Source organism: Bacillus sp. XT-2, from assembly GCF_025696525.1.
Lineage (GTDB): Bacteria > Bacillota > Bacilli > Bacillales > Bacillaceae > Bacillus > Bacillus halotolerans.
The window spans coordinates 199611-215387 of record NZ_JAHVOC010000007.1; the positions used below are offsets into that span (position 1 = coordinate 199611).

Sequence of the window (15777 nt, forward strand, 5' to 3'; positions counted from 1 at the left end):
AGAGCCCTTTCAACTAGCAATCTTGCAGATTATTATCCGAAGTTTGGTTTTAAGCCAGCTAGCTTATGGAATATAAAAGCGCCCTTTGAGGTGCCTGATGAAGTGTTTATGGCTCTGGAATTAGCAAATCATTCTCTTGAAGATGTGCAAGGTGTCGTTCATTATTCAGAAGCTTTTATGGAGTGAAAGCTAGATGATTGATTAGAAATTGATAAAAAAGAGGTTATCCCTGAAATTGTCATTTTGTGGATAGCCTCTTTTTTGTGTAAAGAGCTTTAAAAATGAAAAAGAAAGCTGCAAAGGGATATGAATGAAAATAAAAAAGACGCGATTATCGAATCATTAAACCGGAAAGTCAAGCGATTAGAGCAAGGATTTACGTGACCAATTAAAGGCGTACACAGAAGTCTACAAGAAGATATAGCTGAGACGCCTACCCTTTGTTGTTTGTAAGGGGCCCAGATTGTTGTATAAGGATAGTATTTAAAGAGGTTATTATTGTCTTAATATCGAATAAAGATTAAGTGAAATTATTTTTGATGGGAGTTATTTTAATGCATATAACAACAAAAAGGTTATTGATACGTGAATTTGAATTCAAAGATTGGAAAGCTGTATATGAGTATACGTCAGATATGAATGTTATGAAGTATATACCAGAAGGGGTTTTTACTGAAGAAGATGCAAAAGCATTTGTAAATAAAAACAAAGGTGATAACGCAGAAAAATTTCCTGTAATACTAAAAGATGAAGATTTTCTTATCGGCCATATTGTTTTTTATAAGTATTTTGGTGAACATACATATGAGATTGGGTGGGTGTTTAATCCGAATTATCAAAATAGAGGATATGCTTCTGAAGCAGCACAAGCGATCTTGGAATATGGATTTAAAGAAATGAACATACATAGGATTATAGCTACGTGTCAACCTGAGAATATTCCATCATACCGAGTTATGGAGAAGATTGGAATGAGAAGAGAAGGCTTTTTTAAAAAATGTATTCCTAAAGGCAATGAATGGTGGGATGAATATTATTACGCTATTTTAGAGGAAGAGTGGAATTGAACTATATTGAAGGCAGAAACATTGGCGATACAAACAAAATACCATCTCCTATTTAGAACATAAGCGATGATATATAAAACAATGAAATGGCAGGAGACATTCTTAAATGCAGGGCATTTTATTTGAGACAATTCTAGGAGGATTAAAACTATATATTTACTAATGTGTAAACCAACGCAACGGTGAACAAGAAATATGAAATATAAGAACTTGCTTTATGTTTTTGGAAAGTATATATAATTGCAAAACCCAAAAAGAAAACAGTCACAAACCAAGAAGTGTATTCAGGAAAGATTGCGACCAGCAACACGATGATCGTTGAAAAAATAAATGAAGAGTATTGAGAAACTTTTTGATCATTATTCAAAGAAATCACCTGATAAATTTTTACCCATTTTAATGTGTATCAAAACATTATTCAAAAAGGAGATTAGAAAAATGCCAGATATTATTTCTGATGTTAATAACATTGATTAAATGAACAAAAGCAAAAGGAAAGAGCATGTTTTGAAAAAAAATTATCGAAACATGCTTTTATATTTTGTAATAGGTTAACTTCGTTATAAAGGCTGCTTACATTTGCGGGGGTTCCAAACCGAATTTTGTCCATTCCTCTTTAGCTGGACCATAAATACCTGGAACAGTTAATCCTGCTTGTCTCATAAGAACAGTCATTTGTCCTCGATGGTGATTTTGATGTTGGATCAAAAACATCAAAAGTGAACCATTTAGCAATTGTTGACCAATAAAGTTGATACGTTCTTGAAGTGTATGATCAGTCCATTGGGTTTTTAATGCCTGTACAAACGCATTACTGGCTTGATGATAGCTGTCTGCTATAAACTGAGCCGAAGTAGGAACAGGATAATCTTCAGCAGGGGCATGAAACGTTAAGTCTGTGTTTGAGGTAATAATGCGAATGGCAGCAACAGTATGCCAAGCAATACGGCCTAAAGTCCAATTTTGTGAAGTTATTTCTTGTTTAAGTGATTCATCAGTTAGACTATTTAGTAGTTTCTGTGTAACGTCAGCTTCGAACTCCCAAGATTTTAAAAAATGGTCTAAGGTTTGAAACACAAAAATCCTCCTTATGATGTTTTGTTTTCTTTTTATAGTTTAATTATACCTGCCCGTTTAGTTAAAAAGAACAAAACTTTAGACAAGAATTTTCTGAGGAAAAGAAGGCATCGCAACATTCTTATAGACGTCACGACTTTATTTCAAAGTCACATGAATTTTAGCTACCACTGAAGATTGAATAAATCCTTTTGTTAGTTATTAGGGGATTAAGAATATACCGCTGGGTTGAATAATAATGCAGATGATATGTGTTAAAGCAGAGATTGAAAAAGAGTTCGCCATCTGTGATTACATTAAAAAGCTATATGAAGAACAAAAGAGCTTGGAAGTATGAAGTTCTTTAAGTGTAACGCCATCAAAAATAAAGAAGGAGTTTACCTGACATATAATGAATTATTATAGTAGGAAAGAGAAAAAATTTACAGCAAAGGGAGGAATGAGTTGGTAATGAAGGGTTTTATCAAAGGCGCTGTTCTAACTGCTGTTCTAAGTGTGGGTGCTACTTTATTTGCAGGTGATGTATCTGCACACGGGTATATAAAAGAACCTGCTAGTAGAGCGTACATGGGATCATTAGAAAAACAAATAATTGGTTGGACAGCAGCTACACAAAAGTATGGTTCTGTAGTTGATAATCCTCAATCGGTAGAAGGACCTAAAGGGTTTCCAGCCGGAGGTCCGCCAGATGGAAAAATTGCATCGGCAAATGGAGGCTTTGGTCAAATTGACTTTGGGTTAGACAGGCAGACTGCAGATCAGTGGGTAAAACAAAACATGCATGGAGGTCTAAACACCTTTACTTGGCACTATACTGCTCCTCACGCAACATCAAAGTGGCACTATTATATAACCAAGAAAGATTGGAATCCAAACAAACCATTAACAAGAGATGAGTTTGAATTAATTGGAACAGTAGATCACGATGGTTCAAAGGCAGATACTAATCTTTCTCACAAGATTTATGTACCAACTGATCGCAGTGGTTATCATGTCATTTTAGGGGTGTGGGACGTTGCGGATACCTCTAATGCCTTTTATAACGTAATTGATGTAAACCTAATACAATGATGTTGAACCTCCATCGAACAAATCTTAATCCCAATGAACAAGAATATGAGGCTTAATCAGAAAATTGCCATCAAATCTGGCACAGTGTATACCGCTGAGGTTTTAACAGCTGCCAATAGTTGTGAAGCCATCACCAGCTAGTGAAACGTCTACAGTACAATGAAGGAAACTGTAACGGAACCGGGAGAACACAGAGTGTTTGAGTGTGGAAGTACGAGAATCAGCTATCTATTGCAGATCGGTTAGATGTTCGTGCATCTGCCGATCTTTTTTAAATTTTAATTGAAGTCTACTCAATACATAGAATAGAATGGCATTAAGTTTCTTCACTTCCTTGATAATAACGAATAGAAAACCATTAAGATAAACCCTATTTTCGGGATATGAGAAAAGAATTAAGCTCAGTGTGAACTGAGGCAAGGTTTGAAGCATCTCTCAAAATTAAATAAAGCGTTGTTGAAGCAATAGCACGGAGACAATGACGTCTTAATATATTTTTTAATAAAAATACGATTTTAAAGAGAACGGAGATTTACTTTTAATATGAATTTTAAAAAAGCTGCAGTCATCTTTTCATTTGCTTTTCCAATTATCTCAGCTATATTAATAATTAATTTTTTGACTGGGATTATTTCAATGCCGTGGCAAGGAATGCCGGTATTGTTCCCTTTATTACTCTCACCTATAGGGATAATGCTCGCGTTAGTTTCAATCAAGACAAATAAACGGTGGGCTATATGGGGAATCATTTTAAATTCAATTTTGTTACTATTCCCTTTCTTCTTTTTTATAGGTGGAACTTTGTTATTCGGAGTCTAATTTTTAAAAAGACGTGAAAATCGATGAAGATTTTGAACAATTGGATAACTGGTTGATACATGGTAGGGGGTGCTGATTTGAGCCTCAATCAAAAGACGTTAAACAGTTATGTTTATACTCTGGTATTCTCGAGTTTGTCATATGGTCTAGTCTTTGGCTTGTATATGTTTGTTTATTCGGGATTTATGGCGATCGCCTTAATCACAATAGGCATCATTGCATTCTACTCTTTTATCACTTACTTAATCTTTGCTTTTCCCTTACAATTATTACTAAGAAGAAATCCCAGAAAGTTCAGTTTGATCCATTTTTTAATTTATACTGCAGTAGCTTTTTTGGCTGTGTTCGTGTTCTGGTTTGTTGATTATCCGCCTAGTGCTCTTACAGTGTTCAGGAGCTTAAATTATTACATAATGAGCATTGTTGCTGCGTTAATTTATTGGTTCTGGGATTCCATATGCCTGCGGAATTAGTTTATTTACTATTTAAATCATGCATTTCACAACGTTCACAACAAGTATAAAAGCCGCTGATCCAAATACGCAGACCTTGTTTGTTTCTTTGAAAGTGTCTCCACTCCCATTAAAACAAAGAGAAGTGCAACTAATACTTGGAGAGAAACCAAGAGGAATTCACTTTGATGATATAAAGAATATACGCATAGGATTAAAGCTGCACATGAGATCAAAATTTTTGAAGCTTTAAGCAAAGAACCACTCCTTGAAAGTTTTTTTAAACCATAACACGGTATGAGCTTTTATTGGAGAGGAAAAAGCAAAAGAAGTGTTTTATTTAAAATTGGGGGAGTTGACTTGAACATTTTTATTTGGATTGCCATGTTTATAGCTATTTTTGCCGGCTCTTATGCAGGTTACAAAAGGAATAAAAAGAAAGAGCTTAAATAAGAAAAGTAAAGTATATAAGTTTCTGGAAACGGACTGTGAGAATTCTGAAAGAGTATTAAGTTAAATGCTCTTTTCTATTCCACATCTCCGGCATTCATGTAAGAATACACCGCCTTTGCAGAGTTCTTGAATAAAGCTAATCGCCATTGTCGCAGGGTAAGGAGTGTTTATTTGTATTGGAATAGAGCGGAAAGAGAATGGTGAGTCAAAAAGCATGGCAGCTGAGAGGGTTTGTAGAGCGGGCTGCTATACTTGTAGACCTGTATCAAAAGCGGTTTAATATTGGAAACGGATTTAAAAAGGGGTGAAAAGCTATCAAAACATTAGTTGTATTATCCAGTTTTATGGGGATTGTGTTATCAATTATTGGACAAATATTTGGAATCCTAACCGATTTCTTTATTCCAGGCATTGCTCGATTTATAGGGGTTTTAGCGGGTATTCTAGTATTACTTAGTTTGAAGTCAAGAAATACAGAAATGCAGGCTTTTATAGTAGGTTCAAGCACTGCGTTAGGAATAATGGGAGCAGGAATTTTATATTTTCCAGCTGCGATGATCAATGTCTTAATTGGTTTCAAGCTAAACAAAAAGTTAAAAGAAGAGAACACTAAGGAGCAGTTCTGAATAGACTGCTTTTTGTTTTATTCAAGTGAAGTTTATATGAATTTAAAATTTTACAGGGTTCTTAGAAGGAATGAAATCTTTTTGAAGAGAATAATCAGGATATTTGAGAAACTGACTGTTAAAAAAAGCAATAATCAATATTTGCTGCAGGAATTTAAATTTTCTGAAAAAACATTGAAAAAGTTGATAGGATTTTATAATATTAAGTCAAGTTAGTTTGTCCAGTCAACAAACTAATGAAGGTGACTTTATTAGTTCCATAAGATAAGGTTATTTCTAAATATAAAGGGGGAATAAAAGGCTCGATTTAATTGGAGCTAAACAATATATATAACAAAAGAGTGTATCTTTAATCCTTTCCCAAGTATAGGAGTGCAACGAAAAAAGATGAATTTACTGCTTGCTGATCAGATCATTTTGTTCGATGAAGAATAATCTGTGAAGTTAAACCACTCATATTTTTTGTGATTTTTTGAAAGCGCTTTTATAAACGATTACCGGCCGAGGTGAGTTTGAGAAATTTTTATACCATTTCATACTGTGCCTTATTTAATGATCGAAAAGGGAGGAAAAATCATGGTCAGTGAAAATTTAAAGAAGATTAGCATGACTGAAAAAGTTGGCTATGCTTCTGGAGATTTTGCATGTAATTTAATTTATGCAACGGTGTCTACTTATCTTTTGTTCTTCTATACAGATGTATTTGGTTTATCGGCAGCAGCAGCCGGTACCATGTTCTTAGTGGTTAGAATCATCGACGCTCTAGCTGATCCTTTTATTGGAACAGTAGTAGACAGAACAAATAGCAGGTTTGGACGCTTTAGACCGTATCTTTTATTCGGAGCTTTCCCATTTGTAGTACTTGCATTACTCTGTTTTACAACTCCAGATTTTTCAGACATGGGGAAATTAATATATGCCTATATGACCTATGTTGGTTTGTCGCTTACATACACAACCATAAACGTTCCATATGGCGCGTTAACTTCTGCAATGACTAGAAATAATCAAGAAGTTGTTAGTATAACATCTGTTCGTATGTTATTTGCGAATCTTGGGGGACTTGTCGTTGCATTTTTTGTTCCCTTATTGGCTGCCTATTTAAGCGATACTTCCGGCAACGAATCTCTTGGCTGGCAGCTAACCATGGGTATTTTGGGAATGATAGGTGGGTGCCTTTTAATCTTTTGTTTTAAAAGCACAAAAGAGCGTGTCACTCTTCAAAAGTCTGAGGAGAAAATTAAATTATCGGATATATTTGAGCAATTTCATGTGAATCGTCCACTTGTTGTATTAAGCATTTTCTTTATTATTATTTTTGGAGTGAATTCAATAAGTAATTCAGTTGGCATCTATTATGTGACATATAACTTGGGAAGAGAGGATTTAGTGAAGTGGTACGGTTTGATTGGAAGTTTGCCTGCTTTGGTCATTTTACCGTTTATTCCAAGGCTTCATCAATTATTGGGGAAGAAAAAACTACTAAACTATGCATTATTACTGAATATTATCGGCCTCTTAGCTTTACTATTTGTTCCGCCAAGTAATGTATATCTAATACTCTTCTTTCGATTAATTGCTGCTGCCGGAAGTCTCACTGCCGGGGGATATATGTGGGCGCTCATTCCTGAAACAATAGAATATGGAGAGTATAGGACTGGGAAAAGAATGGGTGGGCTCATTTATGCTATTATCGGATTTTTCTTTAAATTCGGTATGGCACTGGGAGGGATTGTTCCTGGGTTGGTTTTAGATAAGTTTGGATACGTGGCAAATCAAACACAAACCCCGGAGGCATTAACGGGAATTTTAATTACAGCAACAATCATTCCCGTGTTCTTGCTGGTTCTAGCCATGATTGATATTAATTTCTATAACTTAGATGAAGAGAAATACAAAAAAATGGTACGAGAATTAGAGAATAGAGATAAAGTTTATTTGGATAATATTGAGGAATTCAAGGCATGAAAATGGCACCAAATAAGAGAAGCCTATTAAGAAAATAGCTGAGGAGGAGTTCAAATGAAGATTATCAATCCAGTACTTAAAGGATTCAATCCCGATCCAAGTATTTGTAGGGCAGGAGAGGATTATTATATCGCTGTATCTACATTCGAGTGGTTTCCAGGTGTCCAGATACATCATTCAAAAGATTTAGTGAATTGGCACTTAGTCGCACATCCATTACAAAGAGTTTCACAATTAGATATGAAAGGAAACCCTAATTCAGGCGGAGTTTGGGCACCATGTTTAAGTTATAGTGACGGTAAGTTTTGGCTGATCTATACGGATGTTAAGGTAGTAGATGGCGCTTGGAAAGATTGTCATAATTATTTAGTTACTTGTGAAACGATTAATGGTGATTGGGGGGATCCGATCAAATTAAATAGCTCAGGATTTGATGCTTCTTTGTTCCATGATACGGATGGAAAAAAATATTTATTAAATATGTTATGGGATCAGCGTATTGATCGGCATTCATTTGGAGGAATTGTCATACAGGAATATTCTGATGAGGAGAAAAAATTAATTGGTAAACCGAAAGTTATTTTTAAAGGGACCGATAGAAAACTAACAGAAGCTCCGCACCTTTATCATATCGGGAACTATTATTATTTATTGACTGCAGAAGGAGGAACACGGTTTGAACACGCTGCTACAATTGCCCGTTCTACAAATATTGAGGGTCCATATGAAGTTCATCCCGATAATCCAATCTTAACATCATGGCATGATCCTGGAAATCCATTGCAAAAATGCGGTCATGCATCCATTGTTCAAACACATACAGATGAGTGGTATTTAGCTCATTTAACGGGCCGTCCTATTCATCCTGACGATGATTCAATTTTTCAGCAGAGAGGATATTGCCCTTTAGGTAGAGAAACAGCTATTCAAAAACTGGATTGGAAAGATGATTGGCCTTATGTAGTAGGTGGAAAAGAAGGAAGCTTGGAGGTAGAAGCGCCTTCTATACCTAATACAATGTTTCAAGCAACGTACCCGGAAGTTGATGAATTTGAGGACTCAAAGTTAAATATAAATTTTCAAACTTTAAGGATCCCGTTTACGAATGAATTAGGTTCATTAACTCAAGTGCCAAATCATTTACGATTATACGGCCATGAATCATTAACCTCGACATTTACTCAGGCATTTGTAGCCAGGCGTTGGCAAAGTCTCCATTTTGAAGCAGAAACGGCTGTTGAGTTTTATCCGGAGAATTTTCAACAAGCCGCTGGATTGGTGAACTATTACAATACAGAGAACTGGACTGCTCTTCAAGTCACGCATGATGAAGACCTTGGCCGTATTCTTGAATTAACAATATGTGATAACTTTTCTTTTTCACAACCATTAAAAAATAAAATTGTTATTCCTCGTGAAGTAAAGTATGTATATTTAAAAGTAAATATTGAAAAGGAAAATTATTATTATTTTTATTCTTTTAACAAAGAAGATTGGCACAAAATTGACATTGCATTGGGATCGAAAAAATTATCAGATGATTACATCCGTGGAGGAGGATTTTTCACGGGAGCCTTTGTAGGGATGCAATGCCAAGATACCAGTGGTAATCATATTCCGGCCGACTTTAGATATTTTCGCTATAAAGAAAAATAATTGTTTCATGAAAAAAGGAGACTTCTATTTTAGAACTCCTTTTTTCATATCCTTCAGAAATACTCCTATTCAACATCAATATAACAAACAAAAAGCTCATCTTTAAAGATGAGCGCAGGACATAGAGATCTGTACATTTTAATAATAAATTACATTGTAACCATATCCAGAAAATGATCAATAACAATGGAGGACATTCCTAATGCCGGTGCATTTTTTCCTAAGAAAGACGGTAATAATTCATAGCTATTGCCTAATTGGGAATAAACCCTGGACGACACTTCACTTCTAATTGAATTTAAAACCATAGGATGCGATTCAATTATGCTGTTTCTTAAAATGATGGCTTGAGGATTGAATGTATTTAGAATATTGGTAAGGCCTATTCCTAAATAGAATCCAAAAGTCTGTAATGCATTTAAAGTTCCGATATCATTCCGGTGGGCAAGGTCTATAATATCTTGATAGGACACTTTTTTCTCTTTAGTCTGAAGAGATTTTAATAAAGCCTTCTCTGAAGCATACAATTCCCAGCAGCCTCGGTTTCCGCAACTGCATTTAGGGCCATTAAAGTCTATTGTCATATGTCCCATTTCTCCAGAGAATCCGCTTACCCCTCTATATAAATCATTGTTGATAATAACACCGATCCCTATCCCTGTACTGACACTTGCATAAATAATGTTATCGTGATTTTTTGCAGCACCGAATACTTTTTCTCCATATGCTCCAGCATTCGCCTCATTTTCTATAAAAACGGGCACATTGAACTTCTCTTGTATGAAAGATTTTAAGTCAATATCTCTCCAGTTGGAGTTCGGAGTGAAAACAATTTTTTGATTTTTATCAACTAGTCCAGGCACGCATATGCCTATACCAGTAAGCCCGTATGGAGATTGTGGCATATGCGTAATCAAGTGATGAATCATATCAATTAAAATGTCTTTGGTTTTTTCTGGAGAATTCGATTCCAAATGATGGTGTTGATCAAGAACGATCGTTCCTTCAAGATCTGTTAAAATGCCATTAATATAATCCACACCAACATCTATTCCTACGGAGTATCCTGCCTTTTTATTAAAAACAAGCATGACAGGTCTTCTTCCGCCACTTGATTGTCCCTGACCTATTTCAAAAACAAGATTTTCTTTCATTAACGTGTTTACTTGTGATGAAACAGTTGATTTATTTAATCCAGTCTTTTCAGATAATTTTGCTCTTGAAATAGGTGAATTTTTAAGAATTTCTTTTAATAATAACTTTTGATTTACTTTTTTGACAAAGGTTTGATCAGCGATAACCACTTAATCCACTCCATTTGTATAATCTTTAAATTAAGTTGAAATGTATTGTTTTCAGTATGAGACATAGTACATAGCTAATCTTACCTTTACTATAGCTAATGTGTTCATAAAAAACAAAAAAAATATTGAAAATACTGATGAGGTTATATAAGATTAAAATAAGTTAGTTTGTTCGAACAACAAACTAATAGACAACTTACTTACAATATGAAATAAATTGCACTGTATTGAAATGATTTTTAAGGGGGAAATAACATGGCTCAATCTCATTCTAGTTCAGTCAACTATTTTGAAAGCGTAAACAAAGTGGTTTACGAAGGGAAAGATTCCACTAATCCTTTAGCATTTAAATATTATAATTCCCAAGAAGTAATCGGCGGAAAAACGATGAAAGAGCACTTGCGGTTTTCTATTGCCTATTGGCATACATTTACCGCTGATGGAACAGACGTTTTTGGGGCAGCTACGATGCAAAGGCCATGGGATCACTATAAAGGAATGGATCTGGCGAAGGCGAGAGTAGAAGCAGCATTTGAGATGTTTGAAAAACTAGATGCACCATTCTTTGCTTTTCATGACCGAGATGTTGCACCAGAAGGAAGTACGTTAAAAGAGACAAATCACAATTTAGATATCATCGTGGGCATGATTAAAGAGTATATGAGAAATAGCAACGTTAAGCTATTATGGAATACTGCAAACATGTTTACGAATCCCCGTTTCGTCCATGGTGCGGCGACTTCCTGCAATGCAGATGTGTTTGCGTATGCTGCAGCACAAGTAAAAAAAGGGTTAGAAACAGCAAAAGAGCTTGGCGCCGAGAACTATGTATTTTGGGGCGGCCGTGAAGGATATGAAACATTGTTAAATACCGATTTAAAATTGGAGCTTGATAATTTGGCGAGATTCATGCATATGGCAGTGGATTATGCGAAGGAAATCGGATATACAGGGCAGTTTTTGATTGAGCCAAAACCAAAAGAGCCGACCACTCATCAATATGATACAGATGCAGCAACAACCATTGCCTTCTTAAAGCAATATGGCTTAGACAATCATTTTAAATTAAATCTCGAAGCCAATCATGCCACATTAGCAGGGCATACATTTGAACATGAATTACGGATGGCAAGAGTACATGGTCTTCTTGGCTCTGTTGACGCGAATCAGGGTGATCCTCTTTTAGGCTGGGATACAGATGAATTTCCGACGGATTTATATTCTACGACATTAGCAATGTACGAAATCCTGCAAAATGGCGGCCTTGGGAGCGGTGGATTAAACTTCGATGCGAAGGTCAGAAGGTCTTCTTTTGAGCCTGATGATTTAATATATTCCCATGTTGCGGGGATGGATGCATTTGCAAGAGGATTGAGAGTAGCCCATAAATTAATCGAAGATCGTGTGTTTGATGATGTGATTCAACATCGTTATCGCAGCTTTACTGAAGGAATAGGTCTTGAAATTACAGAAGGAAGAGCTAATTTCCATACTCTTGAGCAATATGCGCTAAATAATACAGCAATCAAAAACGAATCAGGAAGACAGGAGCGATTAAAAGCTATATTGAACCAATACATTTTAGAAGTATAACAGATAAAGAGAACCGCTATAAAAAGGTATAGCATGATAGCTAATACCTGAGACTGCCCGTCATGATTCCTTACCTTTTGCTTATTGTTATGACGGGTAATTTCTATAATTGGGATTTATTTAGAGTGAATGGTTTTTTTATAAGGGTAAGAGGTGAAAAAATGAAGTATGTCATTGGAATAGATCTTGGAACGAGTGCTGTTAAAACGATTTTAGTTAATCAAAACGGCAAGGTTTGTGCAGAAACGTCCAAAAGTTATCCGCTCATTCAAGAGAAGGCAGGGTATAGTGAGCAAAATCCTGAAGACTGGGTGCAGCAAACAATTGATGCATTGGCTGAATTGGTTTCCATATCCAACGTTCAAGCCAAGGATATTGACGGGATAAGTTATTCAGGACAAATGCATGGGTTAGTACTGCTTGACCAGGATCGGCAGGTGTTACGTCATGCGATTCTTTGGAATGACACCAGAACCACGCCTCAATGTATTAGGATGACCGAGAAATTCGGTGATAATCTGCTTAACATCACAAAAAACCGTGCTTTAGAAGGGTTTACATTACCTAAAATCTTATGGGTGAAGGAACATGAGCCTGAACTTTTTAAAAAAACGGCTGTTTTTTTGCTTCCGAAAGACTATGTGAGATTTCGTATGACCGGTGCCATTCACACCGAATACTCCGATGCAGCAGGAACGTTACTTTTACATATTACTCGCAAGGAGTGGAGCGATGATATTTGCAATCGATTTGGTATTTCTGCAGATATTTGTCCTCCGCTTGTTGAATCTCATGGTTGTGTAGGATCGCTGCTTCCGAACGTTGCGGCTGAGACAGGGCTGTCGGAAAAAACAAAAGTGTACGCTGGGGGAGCAGATAATGCTTGTGGTGCGATTGGAGCCGGCATTCTTTCTTCCGGAAAAACATTATGCAGTATTGGAACGTCAGGGGTCATACTTTCATACGAAGAAGGCGAAGAAAGAGACTTTAAAGGGAAAGTGCACTTTTTTAATCATGGAAAAAAGGATTCTTTTTATACGATGGGAGTCACGCTCGCTGCAGGGTACAGCTTGGACTGGTTCAAAAGAACGTTTGTCCCAAACGAATCGTTTGAGCAATTATTGCAGGGGGTGGAATCTATTCCAATAGGAGCAAATGGACTGCTATACACTCCTTATTTGGTAGGTGAAAGAACGCCACATGCTGATTCTTCTATTCGGGGAAGCTTAATTGGAATGGATGGAGCACATAAAAGAGAGCATTTTTTGAGGGCGGTTATGGAAGGCATTACATTCTCTTTACATGAATCAATTGAGCTATTTCGAGAAGCGGGAAAATCAGTGCATACCGTTGTTTCTATTGGTGGAGGAGCTAAAAATGAAACGTGGCTTCAAATGCAAGCTGATATTTTCAATGCGAGGGTGATAAAGTTGGCAAATGAACAAGGCCCAGCCATGGGTGCTGCTATGCTAGCTGCCTTTGGAAGTAGGTGGTTTGAATCTCTTGAAGAGTGTGCAGAGCAGTTCATTCGTGAGGCTGCTACATTTTATCCAAAGGAACAAAATGTTCAAAAATATAAAACACTATTTGATGTGTATAAGAAAATTTACACTCACACAAAGGATCTAAATACAGCCTTGAAGAGCTTTCGAAAAAACTAATTATAAGTGTGGTTCGTAAAGAGTGTATTTTTTTGTCAGGGGATCAACGAAAAAACAATTAACGACTAATCATCAACAAAGGCATTTGATGACAAAACTACAGCTCAAATCGGCTCCCTAGCTATGAATATGAATGGAAGGATTATGGGAACACAAGTATGACGCTCAATAGCGGCGGCGCATATAGTGCCCAGTGGAGTAGCATTGGGAATGCTTTATTCCGAAAAGGCAAAAAATTTGATACAACCAAGACTCACTCATAACTTGGAAACATGTCAATTCATTACAACGCAACCTTCAATCCGGGAGGAAATTCAAGCAGTAAATCAACCTTTTAAGTTTTAATTCAAATCCTGATTTGGTATCAGTCCAAACTCTGGATTTACGATCAAATCTGAAGTATTGTCTACGCACAAATAACCCCTCACATTAAATGTGATGGGGTGTTTTTGATAAGCTACACGATCTAATTGCTATTTCTATAATATTCAACAAAATCAATGTTCGTCATTAAAAAGCAATATCAAATCTATCTATAGGAGTCACTAAAACGAATATAAAAAACGTAGGATTTAAGTTATACGATTCACTTCATACGCCGTTCGTATTCCGGATTCAATTGCTCCTTGCATCCATCCGTGAGTAAGTGAGGCGTGTTCTCCAGCGAAATGTATTTTCCCTTCAGGGGCAGGGATGTATGGATACAGCTGTAATTCCTGTCCTGGTTCGAAAGCTGTGAAACCCCCGGCTGAATATGGATTTTGGGTCCAGCTAAAAGAAGCGCCGGTCACAAACTCTGACCATACAACATCACCATAGATTTCCGATAAATTCATTAATGTATAGCGGAGGCGCTCTCCCTCTGAAAGACTGTCCCATATCAGTGCCTCATCCGCCCATGTGTAACTCGCTACAACGACAGCATGTCCATTCGATCCAATGTCAATGCTGGGATAATACGAAAATCTAATCGGAAGATCAGTTATCGATTTGCCGCCGCGCTGCCCAGCTTTTTCCCAAAAACGGCTCTTAAACTCTATTCCGATTTTTGTTGCGGCAATATAGTTGAGTTCACGAATGGCCCGCCGTTTATAATAGGAAAATGAATCATATGGTTCAACTTGTACAAAACGCAATGTTGAAAATGGAATGGTTATGATAGCGAGATCGCCTGTCACTGCCAAATGTTTTGCTGTCTGTTGATGAATGCAGTTAACCGTAACATTGTTTTGGTTTTGAGATATTTTCACCATTTTATGATGGAAGACAATATGTTCTTTTAATTGAGGAAGAAATGCTTGAGGAAGCCGATCCATGCCGCCTGTTATTTCATAGAAGCGAGTTGGCGACGTATAAAAGATGGATTCCCGTAACACTTCAACAAGGGACATCCCCATATATGCTTCCATATCCAAAAGTACGCCGATCATATCGATTGCACCGTATGAAAAATAAGTATTCAAGTAAGAGCCTAACGAATGGTTCCGGTATTGTGTTTCAACAATCCGCCAATTTCTCGCAGGATCTACATAAATAAAATTGAGGATAGGCTGCAATACAGAAAGCATCAGCTCTTCGGCCGTTTTTCCTTGTTCATTTGCTGCAACTGGGTATCTTAAGATACCCGGATTGCTTTCAAAATGATGAAGACGTGTTTGAATGCCATTAGCGTAAATGATGTCCATTGGAGTTCTGTTCAAAAATACACTAGTTGGCAGGCTGAATCTTTTTATATATTCCAAGGTTAGAGTATGGATATCCGGAATGCGCATTGGTCCAACATTGAAATACAGCCCGGCACTGAAGGGAGATCGCAACGTGCAAACTCTGCCCCCGACTCTATCACTCGCTTCCAGAATCGTCACTTTATGTCCCGCATTCTTCAGTAAAGATGCAGAAACAAGCCCGGCCAACCCAGCGCCAACAACAATTATGTTCTTTGGGTATTGTGATGTGCTAAGACCATTTCTAATAATCGCAATCATGTCTTCGTTCTTTAGTAGAGAATTCATTTTTGTGAGGCACCCTCT

At 36.7% G+C, this 15777-nt stretch carries 13 protein-coding genes and 3 pseudogenes; 11 read left to right on the plus strand and 5 right to left on the minus strand.

Features of this window, described 5'->3' with window-relative positions; translation table 11 throughout:
- Positions 1-24 precede the first annotated feature (24 nt).
- Positions 25-186 (plus strand): annotated as a pseudogene (locus KXD37_RS18155) (N-acetyltransferase); the annotation flags it as partial.
- Between the two features lie 368 nt (positions 187-554).
- Complete coding sequence (locus tag KXD37_RS18165; protein ID WP_263463671.1) at positions 555-1067, plus strand: GNAT family N-acetyltransferase; 513 nt, start codon at positions 555-557, stop codon at positions 1065-1067.
- A gap of 148 nt (positions 1068-1215) precedes the next feature.
- On the opposite strand, the gene KXD37_RS18170 is transcribed toward KXD37_RS18165, so the two are convergent.
- Entirely contained in the window at positions 1216-1434 is a 219-nt protein-coding gene (locus KXD37_RS18170) for a hypothetical protein (RefSeq protein ID WP_106022521.1), read from the minus strand.
- 206 nt (positions 1435-1640) lie between these two features.
- Positions 1641-2144 carry a DinB family protein gene (locus tag KXD37_RS18175; protein WP_151175083.1) on the minus strand — a complete coding sequence of 168 codons (504 nt, stop codon included), beginning with the start codon at positions 2142-2144 and terminating at the stop codon, positions 1641-1643.
- A 450-nt stretch (positions 2145-2594) separates the two neighbouring features.
- Here KXD37_RS18175 and KXD37_RS18180 point away from each other — a divergent pair, with 450 nt between their 5' ends.
- The 3 genes from KXD37_RS18180 (at position 2595) to KXD37_RS18185 (ending at position 4507) form a co-directional block, all read left to right on the plus strand.
- On the plus strand, positions 2595-3215 hold the full coding sequence (locus KXD37_RS18180; protein ID WP_106022534.1) for a lytic polysaccharide monooxygenase: 621 nt from the start codon (positions 2595-2597) through the stop codon (positions 3213-3215).
- 543 nt (positions 3216-3758) lie between these two features.
- Positions 3759-4034: a hypothetical protein gene (locus KXD37_RS24045; RefSeq protein ID WP_024121681.1), complete on the plus strand. Its 276-nt coding sequence runs from the start codon at positions 3759-3761 to the stop codon at positions 4032-4034.
- A 77-nt stretch (positions 4035-4111) separates the two neighbouring features.
- A complete protein-coding gene (locus KXD37_RS18185) occupies positions 4112-4507 on the plus strand; it encodes a UPF0715 family protein (RefSeq protein ID WP_024121680.1) in 396 nt (131 codons plus the stop codon).
- Between the two features lie 12 nt (positions 4508-4519).
- On the opposite strand, the pseudogene KXD37_RS18190 reads toward KXD37_RS18185, so the two are convergent.
- A pseudogene (locus KXD37_RS18190) lies at positions 4520-4743 on the minus strand (hypothetical protein).
- Positions 4744-5283: 540 nt separating this feature from the next.
- Between KXD37_RS18190 and KXD37_RS18195 the strand changes: the two are divergent.
- The 3 genes from KXD37_RS18195 to xynB all read left to right on the plus strand — a co-directional run bounded on the left by KXD37_RS18195 (position 5284) and on the right by xynB (position 9189).
- A complete protein-coding gene (locus tag KXD37_RS18195; RefSeq protein WP_105955059.1) occupies positions 5284-5565 on the plus strand; it encodes a permease in 282 nt (93 codons plus the stop codon).
- Positions 5566-6141: 576 nt separating this feature from the next.
- The gene (locus KXD37_RS18200) at positions 6142-7533 is read left to right on the plus strand and encodes an MFS transporter (protein ID WP_263463672.1); all 1392 of its coding nucleotides are present in this window, start codon (positions 6142-6144) and stop codon (positions 7531-7533) included.
- Positions 7534-7587: 54 nt separating this feature from the next.
- Positions 7588-9189 carry a xylan 1,4-beta-xylosidase gene (xynB, locus tag KXD37_RS18205; protein WP_263463673.1) on the plus strand — a complete coding sequence of 534 codons (1602 nt, stop codon included), beginning with the start codon at positions 7588-7590 and terminating at the stop codon, positions 9187-9189.
- A 149-nt stretch (positions 9190-9338) separates the two neighbouring features.
- Here the strand turns inward: xynB and KXD37_RS18210 are convergent, their stop codons facing one another.
- The gene (locus KXD37_RS18210; RefSeq protein WP_106022526.1) at positions 9339-10493 is read right to left on the minus strand and encodes a xylose repressor; all 1155 of its coding nucleotides are present in this window, start codon (positions 10491-10493) and stop codon (positions 9339-9341) included.
- Positions 10494-10748: 255 nt separating this feature from the next.
- Between KXD37_RS18210 and xylA the strand changes: the two genes are divergently transcribed.
- The 3 genes and pseudogenes from xylA to KXD37_RS18225 all read left to right on the plus strand — a co-directional run.
- Positions 10749-12086: a xylose isomerase gene (gene xylA / locus KXD37_RS18215; protein WP_101861431.1), complete on the plus strand. Its 1338-nt coding sequence runs from the start codon at positions 10749-10751 to the stop codon at positions 12084-12086.
- A gap of 161 nt (positions 12087-12247) precedes the next feature.
- Entirely contained in the window at positions 12248-13747 is a 1500-nt protein-coding gene (gene xylB / locus KXD37_RS18220; protein WP_151175082.1) for a xylulokinase, read from the plus strand.
- A 122-nt stretch (positions 13748-13869) separates the two neighbouring features.
- Positions 13870-14007, plus strand: a pseudogene (locus KXD37_RS18225) (glycoside hydrolase family 11 protein); the annotation flags it as partial.
- 312 nt (positions 14008-14319) lie between these two features.
- Here the strand turns inward: KXD37_RS18225 and KXD37_RS18230 are convergent.
- Positions 14320-15759 (minus strand): flavin monoamine oxidase family protein, encoded by a 1440-nt coding sequence (locus KXD37_RS18230; protein WP_127696880.1) that lies wholly within the window; start codon positions 15757-15759, stop codon positions 14320-14322.
- Positions 15760-15777: the final 18 nt, after the last annotated feature.